Genomic DNA, 17,300 nt, shown 5'->3' on the forward strand with positions numbered 1-17,300 from the left:
AGGGTTGCCCCTTAGCGTCCCATTGTCACCGCCATTGTAGCACGTGTGTAGCCCAGCCCGTAAGGGCCATGAGGACTTGACGTCATCCCCACCTTCCTCGCGGCTTATCACCGGCAGTCTCCTTAGAGTGCTCAACTAAATGGTAGCAACTAAGGACGGGGGTTGCGCTCGTTGCGGGACTTAACCCAACATCTCACGACACGAGCTGACGACAGCCATGCAGCACCTGTGTTCCAGGCTCCGAAGAGAAGGTCACATCTCTGCGACCGGTCCTGGACATGTCAAGGGCTGGTAAGGTTCTGCGCGTTGCGTCGAATTAAACCACATGCTCCACCGCTTGTGCGGGCCCCCGTCAATTCCTTTGAGTTTTAATCTTGCGACCGTACTCCCCAGGCGGAATGCTTAAAGCGTTAGCTGCGCCACTAGTGAGTAAACCCACTAACGGCTGGCATTCATCGTTTACGGCGTGGACTACCAGGGTATCTAATCCTGTTTGCTCCCCACGCTTTCGTGCCTCAGCGTCAGTATCGGGCCAGTGAGCCGCCTTCGCCACTGGTGTTCTTGCGAATATCTACGAATTTCACCTCTACACTCGCAGTTCCACTCACCTCTCCCGAACTCAAGATCCTCAGTATCAAAGGCAGTTCTGGAGTTGAGCTCCAGGATTTCACCCCTGACTTAAAGACCCGCCTACGCACCCTTTACGCCCAGTGATTCCGAGCAACGCTAGCCCCCTTCGTATTACCGCGGCTGCTGGCACGAAGTTAGCCGGGGCTTATTCTTGCGGTACCGTCATTATCTTCCCGCACAAAAGAGCTTTACAACCCTAGGGCCTTCATCACTCACGCGGCATGGCTGGATCAGGCTTGCGCCCATTGTCCAATATTCCCCACTGCTGCCTCCCGTAGGAGTTTGGGCCGTGTCTCAGTCCCAATGTGGCTGATCATCCTCTCAGACCAGCTACTGATCGTCGCCTTGGTGAGCCATTACCTCACCAACTAGCTAATCAGACGCGGGCCAATCTTTCGGCGATAAATCTTTCCCCGTAAGGGCTTATCCGGTATTAGCACAAGTTTCCCTGTGTTGTTCCGAACCAAAAGGTATGTTCCCACGCGTTACTCACCCGTCTGCCGCTGACGTATTGCTACGCCCGCTCGACTTGCATGTGTTAAGCCTGCCGCCAGCGTTCGCTCTGAGCCAGGATCAAACTCTCAAGTTGGACTTGAACTTTGAACCGGCTGATCACAACGTTTTGACGAGGTCCCACCATTTTTCATCGACCGAAGTCGATGAGCTGCCCGCGATTCACATCGCTGGCAACGATGGTGTAACCTTAAAACGTGTACCGCCGAAGTCTTTCGTCCGGTCCCGATCCAAAAAGCCGAAGCTCTTTAAATGCGAGACCCGCAAGGACTCCGCCGTCCACGTTTCTCTTTCTTCATCTTCACTTGTCAAACAGCCCGGGACCAGGAGGCCCCAACCTTCCAGAGAGGAAGGGTTCCGACACCCTTACCGACGATGGATGAACTCCAATCGACTTACGTCGACTGTTGTGTCACTCAACAAGGTGAGGAGCATCAGTGGCGCGTTCGCTCGCCTTGGTCAGTGACCCGGCGGCGCCGCGCTCAGTGGTCGGGTTATAGGCCCCACCCATCGGGGTTGTCAACGCCGATTGTCAGAAAATCGTCGCACGGTGGATTATTCAAAAAATACACGTGATTACAGTTGGTTAGAAAGGCGCTGAGCGGATGGATCGGGCCGACGCTGAGAAAAAACCCAAAAAAAGATTGGGCCTGAGCGGGCTCCGGAAGCGGCTTGGACGTGACTTGGACGTGACTTGGCGCGGCTTAGCGCGGCTTGGCCGCGGCTTGGGGCGCCCGCCCCTGGAAGGCCCTCGGCCCCCCTGCCGTTCCGGAAACTTTTCCATATTAGGCGCCGTACTTGAGCCACAATCCCCCGGCGTTCTGGTACAGACGAAGCTTGAATCGCATGGATGCCAGTGGGGGCTGCCGGCGGTTTGTGTGGGGTCAGAGGAAGGCGATCATCCGATGAAGCAGCCTTCTTCAGACATTCGAGACACATCGAGAGATCTTTTTCCGCTTAGCTGTTCGTAATTTCGGCCGGTCCGTCATCTGGGCCTTCTGACCGCGGACGCCTATGCGGCTTGCCTTTTCCAGAGACGCCCCAGAGAGGGCGGCGTAAGGAGGGGCTCGAAACAGGACTGTCCGGAACGGGCTGCTCGAAATCGGGCTCTCGGGTCGTTGATTGGGGGACTTGGGTTGAACCACAGGACGTCACGCGGCGCTTACGGGCGTGAGACCGGGATCATCGATCTCGGCCACGAGCCGCCGCTGTCCGTCGATGGTTCCGAAGCCGCTGTCATCGATCGGCGCCGCGTCTCGGTGCAATGGTTCAGCGGGACTATTCTAACCGGACTTTGCGGCGCAGCCCTGATCGGCGGCGCCGTTTTCGCTTCGCTCGACGGCGAGATGACCTTCGCCAAGGTGCCGGAGCGCGTCGAAGGCGCGCTGCGCGGCGCATTCGGCGCAGCCGACCGCGCCGCCACGCTGCACAAGAGCGACCGCCTGCCGCCGCCGAACGAAGCCACGGCCTCGCGCAACATCGTGCGCGTCTCGACCGTCGCCCGCGTCGGCAACCGCGACGTGATGCGGGTGCGTCCCTTCATCCGGATTGCCGGCAATCTGTCGATGACGACGAGCGACCTGTCGGCGAAGATCCCGCCGTTCAACGCCCAGCGCCTTCTCACCGATGTCGGCTCCGATCCGAAGACGGCATCCGAGGATCCGAACAATCCGGAGGCCGTCGAACCCGACGCCGAGGTATCCTTCGTCACCAAGGACCTCTCCCAGGTGCTGCCGAAAGCCAAGATTACCGCAGTGGTGGCGCTGGACGACATCCTGATGCGGGTGCGCGATGCCGCCAACTGGCGCGGCAATGGCGGGGTGCGCTATGCCGCTCTCTCCAATGCTGCGGCCGACGTCTCCGGCGCGACCGCCCCGTCCGAGATCAGAAGCGCCTACGCCACCGAAGTGTCGCCGTCCGATCCCTATGCCGGCTTCGAGACGCGCGTGGTGCCGGAAAACGTCACGCTGCTGCCGAAGACCAAGGAACAGATCACCGGCGGCAATCCCAACGGTGAACGCGTCCACGTGGTCAAAAAGGGCGACAGCGTCGCCGGCGTGCTGCGCGATCTCGGCGCCACGGCCGAGGAGATCAAGGCGATCACCGCGACGCTCGGTCCGCGCGGCCGAGACGGCGGCGTGAAGGAAGGCGAGAAGCTGCGCATCCTGATGGCGCCCGCAAGCCCCGGCGCCCGTCTGCAGCCCTACCGCGTCGTCATCGCCAACGAGACCATGGTCGAGGCGATCGCGGCGCTGTCCGATCTCGGCAAATACGTCGCCGTCGACGTCTCCAGCATGAATACCGTCGCCGATGCGGCGGCGAACGCCAACAGCGACGACGATGACGACGATGACGGCACGGGCGTGCGGCTCTACCAGAGCATCTACGAGACCGCGATGCGCAACAAAGTGCCGATGCCCGTCATCGACGACATGATCAAGATCTACTCCTACGACGTCGATTTCCAGCGCAAGGTGGCGCCGGGCGATTCATTCGACGTGTTCTACGCCGGCGAAGACGAAGGCGTGACCGCGAGCGAAAAGAACGACGTGCTGTTCGCTTCGCTCACGCTCGGCGGCGAAACCAAGAAATACTACCGCTACCAGAGCCCCGACGACGGCGTCGTCGACTACTATGACGAGACCGGCAAGAGCGCGAAGAAGTTCCTGGTGCGCAAGCCGGTCAACAACGCCATCATGCGCTCCGGCTTCGGCGGCCGCCGTCACCCCATCCTCGGCTTTGTGAAGATGCACACCGGCGTCGACTGGGCCACCTCCTACGGCACGCCGATCTTCGCCTCCGGCAACGGCGTGATCGAGAAGGCCGGCCCCGAGGGCGGCTACGGCAAATACATCCGCATCAAGCACAACAACGGCTACGAGACCGCCTATGGCCATATGTCGGCCTTCGCCAAGGGCATGGAGCCCGGCAAGAAGGTGCGGCAGGGCCAGGTGATCGGCTTCGTCGGTTCGACCGGCGCGTCGACCGGCCCGCACGTCCACTACGAAATCCTGGTCAACGGCCGCTTCGTCGATCCGCTGCGTGTGAAATTGCCGCGCGGCCGCTCACTGGAAGGCCCGATGCTGGCCGGCTTCGAGAAGGAGCGCGACCGTCTCGACGGCATGATGAGCGGCCGCGCCGGCGCCATCGCCCGGATGTCGGACGCAACCGGCGGACCGTTGCAGGTCACCAACCGGTAAAGCCGGCGAACCGGCCGAGATCGGCCGGTCATCTTCAAACACGATCCGGATTTGACGTCGATGCGCGAGGCCCGCTTGGCGCCATCACAACGTCAAGTTTCGTTTGCCAAAGCGGCGTGGGGAGCGAATACTTTCCAAAAAACAGGAGGTCTCGCCATGAAGAACAGGCTCGCCTGCGCAGCCTTCGTCGCTGCGATTGTCTCCGCCACCAGCGTTTCGGCCGAAAACTGGGAGGTCACCCGGCTCGTCCCCGGCTCGGCGTTCCACGGCGTGCACGGGCTTGCGATCGACAAGGCCGGCCATCTGTTTGCCGGCAGCGTCGCGGGCGCGGCGCTCTACGAGGTCGACATCGCCGGCGGTACCGCCAAGGTTGCAATCCCCGCCCCGATCGGAATGGCCGACGACATCGCATTCGCCCCCGACGGCACCATGGCCTGGACCGGATTTCTGGCCGGCGATCTTTATTCGCGCAAGGGCGACGGCCCGATCACGAAGCTCGCTTCCGGCCTTCCCGGCATCAACTCGCTCGCCTTCCGCAAGGACGGCAGGCTCTACGCCACCACCGTCTTTCTCGGTGACACGCTCTATGAGATCGACGTCGAGGGCGTCAAACCGCCGCGCCAGATCATGGAGAAGATGGGCGGCCTCAACGGCTTCGAGTTCGGTCCCGACGACAAGCTCTACGGTCCGCTCTGGTTCAAGGGACAGGTCGCAAAGGTCGACGTCGACAAGGCCGATCTGACCGTCGTCGCGGACGGCTTCAAGGTCCCGGCCGCGGTGAACTTCGATTCCAAGGGCAATCTCTGGGTGGTCGACACCGCGCTCGGCCAGCTCGTTCAGGTCGATCCCAAGTCGGGCACCAAGACCATGGTCGCGCAGTTGAAGCCGTCGCTGGACAATCTCGCGATCGACGGCAAGGACCGGATCTACGTCTCCAACATGGCCGACAACGGCATCCAGGAGGTCGATCCGGCGACCGGCCAGGCGCGGCAGGTCATCATCGGCAAGCTCGCCTTGCCCGGCGGCATCGGCGTCACGTCAGAGAACAGCAAGGACACGATCCACGTCGCCGACGTGTTCGCCTATCGCACAGTGGACGGTGCTACTGGCGAGGTCACCGAGAAGGCCCGCATGCACGCCGCCGGCGTCACGCTCGAATACCCGATGAGCGCAACGGCGAAGGGCAACGACGTGGTCCTGTCGAGCTGGTTCACCGGCACGGTGCAGGTGATCGACGGCAAGACCGGCGCCACCCGCGACATGCTGCATGGCTTCAAGGCGCCGCACGACGCGATCGTGCTCGCGGACGGCAGCATTCTGGTGGCCGAGCTCGGCACCAAATCGCTGGTCCGCGTCAGCGGCGAGCACGGCAAGGACCGCACCACACTGATCGGCGGCCTCGAGGGCCCGGTCGGGCTCGTCGCGGGATCGCGTGGCGAGGTTTATGTCACCGAAGCCTTTTCCGGCGTCGTCTCGATGATCGAGAGCAACGGCGAAAAGACGGTGGTCGCCAAGGACCTGAAAATGCCCGAAGGGATCGCACGCGCCGGCGACGGCAAGCTGATCGTGGCGGAGGTCGGCGCCAAGCGATTGATCGAGATCGCACCTGAGAGCGGCACGGTCACCGAGATCGCGGCCAATCTCCCGATCGGCCTGGTGGGCGCGCCCGGAGGACTGCCAACGCATATTCCGACGGGCGTCGGCATCGGGGAATCCGGCACGATCTATTTCTCGTCTGACATCGAGAACGCGATCTACAAGGTCACGAAGAAATAAGTCCCCGCGCTCAAAAATGTGGATTGGATTGCATATGCCGGTAGGGCCCCACCGTAAAGATTGCACGACCTAGACAAACCACACTCCGGCTGCAGCAAAATCGTCAATAACCCACAAAGAAACCGCCCCGGAGAGATTGAACTCTCCGGGGCGGCTTGTTGCTTCAGGCTTCGAATGCCGGCGCTCAGTTCAACTTCCGCTTCGACACCGGCGCCTCGAACTGGGTGATCTCCGCGGTCTGCGGCGCCTTGCCGTTGAAGGTCAGCACGTTGCCTTCGGACGAGATCGCAACGCTGTCACCGTCCTTGACGTCGCCGGCCAGGATCATCTCGGCGAGCGGATCCTGGACGTGACGCTGGATCACGCGCTTGAGCGGCCGTGCGCCGTAGGCGGGATCCCAGCCCTTGGCGGCGAGCCAATCGCGGCCCGCGGCGTCGAGCGTCAGCACGATCTTGCGATCTGTCAAAAGCTTTTGCAGCCGCGCGAACTGGATCTCGACGATCCGGCCCATCTCGCTTCTCTGCAAGCGATGGAACAGGATGATCTCGTCGACGCGATTGAGGAATTCGGGGCGGAAATGTCCCCGCACCATTCCCATCACCTGCTCGCGCACGGCCGAGGTGTCCTCGCCCTCCGGCTGGTTCACCAGAAACTCCGAACCAAGGTTCGAGGTCATGATGATCAGTGTGTTGCGGAAATCGACGGTGCGGCCCTGGCCGTCGGTGAGGCGGCCGTCGTCGAGCACCTGCAACAGGACGTTGAAGACGTCGGGATGCGCCTTCTCGATCTCGTCGAACAGCACGACCTGATAGGGCCGGCGCCGCACCGCTTCGGTCAGCGCACCGCCCTCGTCATAGCCGACATAGCCCGGAGGCGCGCCGATCAACCGCGAGACCGAGTGCTTCTCCATGTATTCGGACATGTCGAGGCGGACCATCGCGGTCTCGTCGTTGAACAGATATTCGGCGAGCGCTTTCGTCAGTTCGGTCTTGCCGACGCCGGTGGGCCCGAGGAACATGAACGAGCCGGTCGGCCGGTTCGGATCCTGCAGCCCCGCGCGCGAACGGCGCACGGCGGTCGCGACCGCACGCACGGCCTCGGCCTGGCCGACGACGCGCTTGCCGAGCGAGTCCTCCATCCTCAGGAGCTTGTCCTTCTCGCCTTCCAGCATCTTGTCGACGGGCACGCCGGTCCAGCGCGAGACCACCTGCGCGATGTGGTTGGCGGTGACCGCCTCCTCCATCATCTCGCCGGAGTTCTCCTTGGCCTCGATCTCTGCAAGCTGCTTTTCGAGCTCGGGGATCCGGCCATAGGCCAGCTCGCCGGCCTTCTGGAATTCACCGCGCCGCTGTGCGTTGGCAAGTTCGACCCGCAAGCCGTCGAGCTCGGCCTTCAGTTTCTGGGCATCGGAGAGCTTGTTCTTCTCCGCGCTCCAGCGTGCGGTGAGCGCCGCGGACTTCTCCTCGAGGTCAGCGAGCTCCTTCTCCAGCGTCTGCAGGCGGCTCTTCGAACCGGCATCGCTCTCTTTCTTCAATGCTTCCTGTTCGATCTTCAGCCGGATGATTTCCCGATCCATCGAATCCAGCTCTTCCGGCTTGGAATCGACCTGCATCTTGAGCCGCGCGGCGGCCTCATCCATGAGGTCGATCGCCTTGTCGGGCAGGAAGCGATCGGTGATGTAGCGGTTGGACAGCGTCGTGGCGGCGACCAGCGCGGAATCGGTAATCCGCACGCCATGGTGCTGCTCGTACTTGTCCTTCAGCCCGCGGAGGATCGAGATCGTATCCTCGACCGAGGGCTCGCTGACGAAGATCGGCTGGAAACGCCGCGCCAGCGCCGCGTCCTTTTCGACGTGCTTCTGGTACTCGTCGAGCGTGGTGGCGCCGATGCAGTGTAGCTCGCCGCGGGCGAGCGCAGGCTTGAGCAGGTTGGACGCGTCCATCGCGCCGTCGCCCTTGCCGGCGCCGATCAGCGTGTGCATCTCGTCGATGAACAGGACGAAATTGCCATCGCTCCCGGTCACCTCCTGGAGCACGGCCTTCAGCCGCTCCTCGAACTCGCCGCGATATTTTGCACCTGCAATCAGCGAGCCGAGGTCGAGCGACAGCAGCTTCTTGTCCTTCAGGCTCTCCGGCACGTCGCCGTTGACGATGCGCAGCGCCAGGCCCTCGGCGATGGCGGTCTTGCCGACGCCGGGTTCGCCGATCAGGACGGGATTGTTCTTGGTCCGGCGCGACAGCACCTGGATCGTGCGGCGGATCTCCTCGTCGCGGCCGATGACCGGATCGAGCTTGCCGTCGCGCGCCGCCTGGGTGAGGTCGCGAGCATATTTCTTCAGCGCGTCGTAGGCGTTCTCGGCCGTGGCGGAGTCCGCGGTGCGGCCCTTGCGCAGCGCTTCGATCGCCGCGTTGAGGTTTTGCGGGGTGACGCCGCCCTTGGCCAGGATCGCGCCGGCCTCGCTGGTCTTCTCCAGCGCGAGCCCGAGCAGCAGCCGCTCGACGGTGACAAAGCTGTCGCCGGCCTTCTCGCCGGCCTTCTCAGCCGCGTCGAAGGTGCGGGCGAGCTCGGGCGCCAGATAGATCTGGCCGGCTCCGCCGCCAGAGACCTTCGGCACCTTGTTCAGGGCGTCCTCGGTCGCCTTCAGGATTGCGCGGGAACTGCCGCCGGCGCGGTCGATCAGGCCGGCAGCGAGGCCTTCATTGTCGTCCAGCAGCACTTTCAGGACGTGCAGGGTCGAAAACTGCTGGTGCCCTTCGCGTACCGCAAGCGACTGCGCAGACTGGACGAAGCCCCTGGAGCGTTCGGTATATTTTTCGATGTTCATATCGTGGTCTTTCCCTCGGCCTGCCCCTGGAGCCCTCTAAGGCACTCCAAACGGCATCTTCATTGGGTTTCCGATGACCGCATTGACGTTTCTCAACCGGCAACCGTCGTTATCAGCCGGCGCTGGCGCCGGCCTGACCCAGATGTGGGAAGCGAGGCCTCGGACCGGAAGAGGCGAGTTCACAATTTCGTGCGCGGATCCGCCCGCTTGGCGCCGCTGGGCCGAATCCCCTAAGTAGCGGCATGACACCGAGCGCAATGACAGCCAACCAGACCGCCGAGATCACCGGCCTCTACCGCTATCCGATCAAGGGTCTGACGCCGGAGCCCCTGCCCCGCGTCTCCCTGCAGACCGGCCAGACACTGCCCGCCGACCGCCGCTATGCCATCGAGAACGGCCCCAGCGGCTTCGATCCGGAAGAGCCGCAGTGGAAGCCGAAGATCCAGTTCCTGATGCTGGCGCGCAATGAGCGGCTGGCTTCGCTCGACAGCCAGTTCGAGGACGCGACCCATCGCCTGACCATCCGCAAGGATGGCCAGATCGTCGCCGTCGGCGATCTCGAGACCGCCGCCGGGCGTGCCGCGATCGAGGACTATTTCAGCCAGAACTTTCAGCCGGAGTTGAAGGGCCCGCCCAAGGTCCTGTCCGGCCGCGACCACAGCTTTTCCGACGTCGCCCGCAAGGTCGTGTCCATCATCAATCTCGACAGCGTCCGCGCACTCGAGACCATGCTCGGCGGCGCCGCCGTCCACCCGCTGCGCTTCCGCGCCAATCTTTACGTGAAGGGCTGGCCGGCCTGGTCCGAGCTCGACCTCGTCGGCCAGACGCTGGCGATCGGACAGGCCCGGCTGAACGTGGTCAAGCGCATCAAGCGCTGCCCGGCCACCAATGTCGATCCTCAGACCGCCAGGCGCGATCTCGAAATCCCGGCCACGCTCTCGAGCAATCTCGGCCACATGGACTGCGGCATCTATGCCGAGGTGATCGCCGACGGCGACATCGGCGTGGGCGACGCGGTTGCGGTGGAACAGCCGAAGCTGGTGTGACGGGGCGCTTTCTCGGCAAACTCCGTCATTGCGAGGAGCGAAGCGACGAAGCAATCCAGACTGTCTCCGCGAGGGATTCTGGATTGCTTCGCTGCGCTCGCAATGACGCGCCTCAATTCGGCATCACATAGGCATAGATCCGGCCGCGCGAGATCGGCGCTTCGCGGACGCGGTTGCCGTTGTTGCCGGAGATCATGATCGGATTGCCCTGCGCATCGACGCCGGTGATGATGCCGACATGACCGCCCCGGCCGCCGCGCGACATGACCGCGATGGCGCCGACCTGAGGACCGGAGACACGCGTGCCGTAATGCGCGAACGAGTTCGCCATGTCGGAGCCGGTGCCACGGTGACCGGTTTTTTCAAGCACCATGTTCATGAAGCGCGCGCACCACAGGCTGCCGCGGCCGGTCGGATTGCCGCCGACATAGCGGCGTGCCTCGGACACGAGGCCCGACCCGCCGCCGAAGCCGCTGCTGCTCGTGGCGCTATTGGCCACGCCGCCGACATTCGCGTCAGTGGCAATCTCACCGCCACGCCTCTTGGCGATTCGACGGCTGGCGCGCGTCGTCATCCCACCGCTATCGCTGGTAACCATTCCAGCGTTGCCGCTCATGGCCATTCCACCGCTGCCGCTCATAGCCATTCCACCGCTGCCGCTCATGGCGATGCCGCCGCTATTGGCGTTCGGGTCATAGCTGGCGAAGGTGTTGCCGAAGCCGTTTGCCTGCAATTGCGCCGCGCCGCGCTCGAAGCGCGAGCCGCGTGCATGCCGGTAATGATGATGTCTGCTGGCGTGATGCGCGTAAGCGTGCCGCTCTGCGCTATGACGATGAGGTCGTGCTGACGCCGGAGAGGTGAGCGCGGCGACCGCCGCGAAGGAAACAGCCAGCGCGACGACACAGCGCGACAGGCGAGACGCAAACAACTCGAACATTCTTCATCCTTCGTTGACACCCCCACTTCCCAATCGGCCCGTGCGGTGGCCGACATCCGCGGGCTGTATCAGTATCCTGATGTGGCGAGAACAAGACGCGGTCGCGGAGATTTTGGACGATGATTAAGATGATTAATAAGTGTTAGGTTCGTATGCGCTAACCGCAGGACGGCATTCCAATGTCGCAGCCACCTCTGGGAGAAAACCGGATGCCTCACGCCCTCACGAAGGACAATTGCCGCCTCTATTTCGAACAAGCAGGCACGGGCACGCCAATACTTTTTCTGCACGAATTCGCCGCCGACTACACCAATTGGGAGCCGCAGATGCGCTACTTCTCGCGCGGCCATCGCTGCATCACCTATTCCGCGCGCGGCTACACGCCATCGGACGTGCCTGATGGCGAGGTCTACGGCTACACGCATTTCTACACCGATGCGCTCGCGGTGCTCGATCATCTGAAGATCGATCGCGCGCACTTCGTCGGCCTCTCGATGGGCGCCTATTCATCGCTCCAGATCGGGCTCAACGCGCCCCAACGTGCCCTGTCGATGACGCTCGCCGGCGTCGGCTCAGGCTCGGAGATCGAGAACCTCGACGCCTGGCGCCGGCAGTGCCGCGCCAACGCGGAGCAATTCGAGATGCTCGGCTCAGCCGAAGTCGCAAAAGTCACGCGCGAGGCGCCGAGCCGGATTCCGTTCCTGACGAAGGACCCGCGCGGCCACGCCGATTTCTATGCCGCGCTGGCGCGGCACGACGCCAAGGGATCGGCGCGGACGATGCGCGGCTTCCAGGCCGGACGTCCCTCGATCTTTACGATGACGGATGCGATCAGAGCCGCCGCGACGCCGGCACTCATCATCTGCGGCGACGAGGACGATCCGTGCGTGGGCGCAAGCCTGTTCCTGAAGAAGCATCTGCCTGCGGCAGGGCTCGCCATGTTTCCGAAGTCCGGCCACGTGCTCAATCTCGAAGAGCCCGCGCTGTTCAACGAAACGGTGGAACGGTTCGTCACGCTGGTGGAAGCGGGACGATGGCCGGCGCGCGATGCGCGGTCGTTGCCGGCGCATTAGCGCGAAGGCGTCGCCACACGCTCCGTCGCGTAGCCTGGAGGGAGCGAAAGCGAAATCCGGGGCCTTCGCCTCCGCGGATAGAATCCCGGATTGCGCTACGCTTCATCCGGGCTACGGGAATCCTATTTCCTGCCGCCTCGCGTCAGCAAGAACACGCCCTGTTCGCCGAACAGATTCCACACCCACCAGGGCATCCGCAGCCGCAGCGGACGGCCGTAGAGGTCGAGCGCCTCGGCACGTTCCATCTTGACGTCGATCGCGTCGCAGAGCTCGACGAAATCCTTGATGGTGCAAAAATGGATGTTGGCGGTGTCATACCAGCTTGCCGGCAGATTTTCCGTCCGCGGCATGTGGCCGCCGATCAGGAGCTGGAGCCGCATCTTCCAGAAGCCGAAATTCGGGAACGACACGATGGCGCGGCGGCCGATGCGCAGCAAATTCTCCAGCACCACTTTCGGCTGCCGCGTCGCCTGCAAGGTCTGCGACAGGATCACGTAGTCGAAGGCGTCATCCGGATAGTTCACGAGATCGGTGTCGGCATCGCCCTGCACCACCGCAAGCCCCTTGGCGACGCAGCGGTTGACGCCCTCGCGCGACAGCTCGATGCCGCGGCCGTCGATGCCACGGGTTTCCAGCAGCTGGAGCAGGTCGCCCTCGCCACAGCCGACGTCCAGCACCTTCGAGCCCGGCTTGACCATCTCGGCGACCAGCACATGGTCGGCGCGAAAATCACCGGGCTGCCCGGTCGCAAGGCCGCCCAGCGGCAACGCTTCCTGTACAGACATGGCTAGCCGTCCTTGTTAAGCAGTCTTGGCAGTGAGCCCGCGCGCCTTGCCTGCCGACTGCAGGAAGGCACGGGCAATGTCGAAGAACTCGGGCACGTCGAGCAGGAACGCGTCGTGACCGCGATCGGTCTCGATCTCGGCGAAGGACACCCGCGCGCTCGACGCATTCAGGGCGTGCACCAGCGCGCGCGATTCCGAGGTCGGGAACAGCCAGTCGCTGGTGAAAGAAACCACGCAGAAGCGGGTCTGGATTCCCGCGAACGCCTTCGCCAGCACGCCGCCATGGTCGCCGGCGATGTCGAAATAATCCATCGCACGGGTGAGATAGAGATAGGAGTTGGCGTCGAAGCGCTCGACGAAGGAGGAGCCCTGGTAGCGCAGATAGGACTCGACCTGGAAGTCGGCGTCGAACGAGAAGGTCGGCAGCTCGCGGTCCTGCATGCGCCGGCCGAATTTTCGATGCAGCGCGGCGTCCGAAAGATAGGTGATGTGCGCCGCCATCCTAGCGACAGCGAGCCCGCGATGCGGATGGATGCCGTGATCGGCATAGCCGCCTTGGTGCCAGTCGGGATCGGCCATCACCGCCTGACGGCCAAGCTCGTGGAACGCGATGTTCTGCGCCGAATGTCGTGTCGAGCAGGCAATCGCCAGCGCGGAGAATACCCGGGTCGGATACGCCGCAGTCCATTGCAGCACCTGCATGCCGCCCATCGAGCCGCCGACGACTGCGAACAGCGTGTCGATGCCGAGCCGGTCGATCAGCATCGCCTGCGCGCGCACCATGTCGGGGATGGTGATGACGGGGAAATCGAGGCCCCAAACCTTGCCCGTCGCGGGATTGATCGAAGCCGGACCGGTCGAGCCCATGCAGCCGCCGATCACGTTGGAGCAGATGATAAAATACTCGCTGGGATCGAGCGGTCGGCCGGGGCCGACCAAGGTCTCCCACCAGCCGGGCTTGCCGGTGACAGGGTGCACATTGGCGACGTGCTGGTCGCCGGTCAGCGCATGGCAGATCAGGATCGCATTGGAGCGATCGGCATTGAGCTCGCCGTAGGTTTGGTAGGCGATCTGGAACGGGCTGAGATCGACACCGCAATCGAGCTGCAGCGGCTGCTCCGTGCCGAACTGCGCAACCTGCGAGCTCGGACGATCCACCTCGTGCGACCGCTCGTCGGCAGTGATCGCGGGACTGGGAATTGACTGGACGCCAACCATCTGACCATCGACCTCGTTTGCGATCGTAGAAGTGACCGCATTGACATCAGGCCATGAAAAACCCGGCCTGAACGATAGGTTCGGCCGGGATCGAAAGCGTCCCCGGCCTGTTTAGCGAGTTTTTTAACGTGGCTGCAAGCCGGCCGGCTCAAATGACCACGGAACGGATAAAAACTACCGTCTTGGACGGTTTTCGTCAAGTCGCGGCCCGGATCGACCAAATTCGCCTGTCGAGCCGCCGGCGGAAAGGGCCCGATTTCCCTTTGCATTTCTCTTTGCTTTCGCAGCCCCGACTGCCTAATCAGGATATCCATCACAGCGGTGACGGCTCGACTGAGCCGCATTGGAACGCCTCTCAACAGCACCTGTCAGACATGTCCCAACGTCCGCCCGCGCCACCATCGCTCCAGGAATTGCGCAAGGAGATCGACGCGATCGACGAGGGCATGCATCGCCTGCTGATGCAACGCGGCGACATCATCGACCGCCTGATCCAGGTGAAGCAGACCCAGGAGGTCGGCTCGGCGTTCCGTCCCGCGCGCGAGGCCGCCATGATGCGTGACCTCGTCCAGCGCCATCGCGGCATCCTGCCGCTCGACACGGTCGAGAGCATCTGGCGCGTGATCATCGCGACGTTCACTTACGTCCAGGCGCCATTCTCGGTGCACGCCGACATCTCGGCAAGCGAGCCGGCCATGCGCGATTCCGCGCGATTCCATTTCGGCTTCACCGTGCCTTACGTCGCGCATTTCAGCGCGCAGGCGGCGGTCGAGGCCGTCGCGAAATCCAAGGGCGACCTTGCGCTGGTCTCGGCAACCTCGAGCCGCACGCCGTGGTGGCTGTCGCTGGAAGAAGCCGGCGCGCCAAAGATCATCGCGCGGCTACCCTTTGTCGAGCGCGCCGACCATCCGGCGGCGTTGCCGGTGTTCGCGGTCTCGCGCGTCGCCGACAGCGCCCTGGTGACGGAGGTCGAGACCTTCAGCGTACGCGTGTCGGGGTGGAACGCCGAAGTTGCGCGCGTCCTGTCGCCGCTCGCCGAGATCGTGGCGGTGCCCGACACCGCCTTCGACGGCGCCGCGCTGCTGGTCTCGGTCACCGCGACGAGCAGCCTCGACAAAATCAAGGCTGCCCTGATCGAAGCGGGGGCCTCGGTGCGCTCCACGGCCCTCGTCGGCAGCCACGCAACGCGCTATACGGTGCCCCCGACCGGGCCGAAATCGTAAGTCGCGAACCGCTTAAGCCACTCCGGAGTTGAAGATGTCCCGCCCAGTGCCGAATCCCGGCATTCTCGATATTGCGCCCTATACGCCCGGCAAGACTCCGGTGGCGGAGCCCGGTCGCAAGGTGTTCAAGCTCTCGGCCAACGAGACGCCGTTCGGGCCCTCGCCGAAGGCGATCGAGGCGTTCAAGAACGTGGCGGATCACCTGGAAGACTATCCGGAAGGGACCTCGCGCGTGCTGCGCGAAGCGATCGGGCGCACCTTCGGGCTCGACCCCAACCGCATCATCTGCGGCGCCGGCTCGGACGAGATCCTCAATCTGCTCGCCCACGCCTATCTCAGCCATGGCGACGAGGCGATCTCGACCACGCACGGCTTCCTGGTCTACCCGATCGCAACCATGGCGGTCGGCGCCAGGAACGTCGTCGCGGCGGAGAAGAACCTCACCGCGGATGTAGACGCCATCCTGAAAGCCGTCACGCCGCGCACAAAACTGGTCTGGCTCGCCAACCCCAACAACCCGACCGGCACCTATCTGCCGTTCGACGAGGTCAAGCGCCTGCGCGCCGGCCTGCCCTCGCACGTGCTGCTGGTGCTGGACGCAGCCTATTGCGACTACGTCTCGCGCAACGATTACGAGATGGGGATCGAGCTGGTGGCGACCACCGAGAACACGGTCGTGACCCACACGTTCTCCAAGATCCATGGTCTTGCGGCGCTGCGGATCGGCTGGATGTTCGGCCCCGAACACATCATCGACGCGGTCAACCGCATCCGCGGTCCCTTCAACGTGTCGACGCCGGCGATGTACGCTGCCGTTGCCGCGATCGAGGACACCGCGCATCAGGCGATGTCGAAGCAGTTCACCGAGACCTGGCGCAACTGGCTGACCGAAGAGATCGGCAAGCTCGGCCTGAAGGTGACGCCGAGCGTCGCCAATTTCGTGCTGATCCACTTCCCGACCGAGGGCAAGACCTCGGACGCCGCCGACGCCTTCCTCACCAAGCGCGGGCTGGTGCTGCGCGGCTTGAAGAACTACGGCCTGCCGCATTCGTTGCGCATGACCATCGGCACCGAGGAGGCCAACCGCCTCGTCGTCGAGGGCCTGCGCGACTTCATGGCCGGAACATGAGCGCGACCCCGCACTTCCAGCGCGTCGCGCTGATCGGCTTCGGCTTGATCGGCGGCTCGATCGCGCGCGCTGCGAAGCTCCAGGGCTTGGCTGGCGAGATCGTCACCACCGCGCGCTCGGAGAAGACGCGCGCACGCGTGATGGAGCTCGGCATCGTCGATCAGGTCGTGGCGACCAATGCAGAAGCGGTGAAGGATGCCGATCTCGTCATCCTCTGCATTCCCGTCGGCGCCTGCGGGCCGGTGGCGCAGGAAATCGCCGCCTATCTCAAGCCCGGCGCGATCATCTCCGACGTCGGCTCGGTCAAGGGCGCCATCGTCAGGGATATGGCGCCGCATCTGCCGAAAGGCATCCATTTCGTGCCGGCGCATCCCGTCGCAGGCACCGAGCATTCGGGTCCCGATTCGGGCTTCGCCGAGCTCTTCATCAACCGCTGGTGCATCCTCACCCCACCGGAGGGCGTCGATGCGGCTGCCACCGATCGCCTGCGTGCGTTCTGGGCGGCGATGGGTGCCAAGGTCGAAATCATGACGCCGGATCATCATGATCTCGTGCTCGCGATCACCAGCCATCTGCCGCATCTGATCGCCTACACCATCGTCGGCACCGCCGACGAGCTGGCGCAGGTGACGGAGTCCGAGGTCATCAAGTTCTCCGCCGGCGGCTTTCGCGATTTCACCCGCATCGCCGCCTCCGATCCGACGATGTGGCGCGACGTCTTCCTCGCCAACAAGGAAGCCGTGCTGGAGATGCTCGGCACCTTCACCGAGGATCTGGCAAAGCTCACCCGCGCGATCCGCCGCGGCGACGGCGAGGCGCTGTTCGACCACTTCACCCGCACCCGCGCCATCCGCCGCGGCATTGTCGAGATCGGCCAGGATTCGGCGGCGCCCGACTTCGGCCGGCCGCATGCGCAGCTCGGCAACAAGCCGTAGCACTGAAGTAG

The 17,300-nt window shown here is 63.7% G+C and carries 11 protein-coding genes, 1 rRNA gene and 1 riboswitch (1 of these 13 only partly in view); of the genes, 7 read left to right on the forward strand and 5 right to left on the reverse strand.

The window, feature by feature from the left end:
* Positions 1-1,219, reverse strand: a 16S ribosomal RNA gene (locus BRA1253DRAFT_RS19890); it reaches 270 nt to the left of the window's first position.
* Positions 1,220-2,279: 1,060 nt separating this feature from the next.
* Here BRA1253DRAFT_RS19890 and BRA1253DRAFT_RS19895 point away from each other — a divergent pair.
* Both BRA1253DRAFT_RS19895 and BRA1253DRAFT_RS19900 read left to right on the forward strand, forming a co-directional pair.
* A complete protein-coding gene (locus BRA1253DRAFT_RS19895) occupies positions 2,280-4,343 on the forward strand; it encodes a M23 family metallopeptidase (RefSeq protein ID WP_007597282.1) in 2,064 nt (687 codons plus the stop codon).
* Between the two features lie 156 nt (positions 4,344-4,499).
* On the forward strand, positions 4,500-6,119 hold the full coding sequence (locus tag BRA1253DRAFT_RS19900; protein ID WP_007597283.1) for a hypothetical protein: 1,620 nt from the start codon (positions 4,500-4,502) through the stop codon (positions 6,117-6,119).
* Positions 6,120-6,303: 184 nt separating this feature from the next.
* Here BRA1253DRAFT_RS19900 and clpB read toward each other — a convergent pair whose 3' ends face one another.
* On the reverse strand, positions 6,304-8,943 hold the full coding sequence (clpB, locus tag BRA1253DRAFT_RS19905; RefSeq protein ID WP_007597285.1) for an ATP-dependent chaperone ClpB: 2,640 nt from the start codon (positions 8,941-8,943) through the stop codon (positions 6,304-6,306).
* A 257-nt stretch (positions 8,944-9,200) separates the two neighbouring features.
* On the opposite strand from clpB, the gene BRA1253DRAFT_RS19910 reads away from it, so the two are divergent.
* Complete coding sequence (locus tag BRA1253DRAFT_RS19910) at positions 9,201-9,989, forward strand: MOSC domain-containing protein (RefSeq protein WP_088941036.1); 789 nt, start codon at positions 9,201-9,203, stop codon at positions 9,987-9,989.
* Positions 9,990-10,101: 112 nt separating this feature from the next.
* Here the strand turns inward: BRA1253DRAFT_RS19910 and BRA1253DRAFT_RS19915 are convergent, their stop codons facing one another.
* Positions 10,102-10,926 carry a TIGR02594 family protein gene (locus BRA1253DRAFT_RS19915; RefSeq protein ID WP_007597289.1) on the reverse strand — a complete coding sequence of 275 codons (825 nt, stop codon included), beginning with the start codon at positions 10,924-10,926 and terminating at the stop codon, positions 10,102-10,104.
* Positions 10,927-11,135: 209 nt separating this feature from the next.
* Here BRA1253DRAFT_RS19915 and BRA1253DRAFT_RS19920 point away from each other — a divergent pair, with 209 nt between their 5' ends.
* The gene (locus BRA1253DRAFT_RS19920) at positions 11,136-11,999 is read left to right on the forward strand and encodes an alpha/beta fold hydrolase (protein WP_007597291.1); all 864 of its coding nucleotides are present in this window, start codon (positions 11,136-11,138) and stop codon (positions 11,997-11,999) included.
* A 122-nt stretch (positions 12,000-12,121) separates the two neighbouring features.
* Here BRA1253DRAFT_RS19920 and metW read toward each other — a convergent pair whose 3' ends face one another.
* Together metW and BRA1253DRAFT_RS19930 are read right to left on the reverse strand one after the other, a co-directional pair.
* Entirely contained in the window at positions 12,122-12,784 is a 663-nt protein-coding gene (metW, locus tag BRA1253DRAFT_RS19925) for a methionine biosynthesis protein MetW (protein ID WP_007597293.1), read from the reverse strand.
* A 15-nt stretch (positions 12,785-12,799) separates the two neighbouring features.
* Complete coding sequence (locus BRA1253DRAFT_RS19930; RefSeq protein WP_007597295.1) at positions 12,800-14,002, reverse strand: homoserine O-acetyltransferase; 1,203 nt, start codon at positions 14,000-14,002, stop codon at positions 12,800-12,802.
* Positions 14,003-14,092: 90 nt separating this feature from the next.
* Positions 14,093-14,172: riboswitch (SAM riboswitch) on the reverse strand.
* A 204-nt stretch (positions 14,173-14,376) separates the two neighbouring features.
* Here BRA1253DRAFT_RS19930 and BRA1253DRAFT_RS19935 point away from each other — a divergent pair.
* The 3 genes from BRA1253DRAFT_RS19935 to BRA1253DRAFT_RS19945 are packed head-to-tail and all read left to right on the forward strand — an operon-like array spanning position 14,377 to position 17,289.
* Entirely contained in the window at positions 14,377-15,225 is an 849-nt protein-coding gene (locus BRA1253DRAFT_RS19935; RefSeq protein WP_007597296.1) for a chorismate mutase, read from the forward strand.
* Positions 15,226-15,259: 34 nt separating this feature from the next.
* Positions 15,260-16,354 (forward strand): histidinol-phosphate transaminase, encoded by a 1,095-nt coding sequence (gene hisC / locus BRA1253DRAFT_RS19940; protein ID WP_007597297.1) that lies wholly within the window; start codon positions 15,260-15,262, stop codon positions 16,352-16,354.
* Positions 16,351-17,289, forward strand: a complete 939-nt coding sequence (locus tag BRA1253DRAFT_RS19945; RefSeq protein ID WP_007597298.1) for a prephenate/arogenate dehydrogenase family protein — start codon at positions 16,351-16,353, stop codon at positions 17,287-17,289. The genes hisC and BRA1253DRAFT_RS19945 overlap by 4 nt, the downstream gene beginning before the upstream one ends.
* The last annotated feature ends 11 nt before the right edge of the window (positions 17,290-17,300 follow it).

It is taken from the genome of Bradyrhizobium sp. WSM1253, from assembly GCF_000244935.1.
Classification (GTDB): domain Bacteria; phylum Pseudomonadota; class Alphaproteobacteria; order Rhizobiales; family Xanthobacteraceae; genus Bradyrhizobium; species Bradyrhizobium canariense.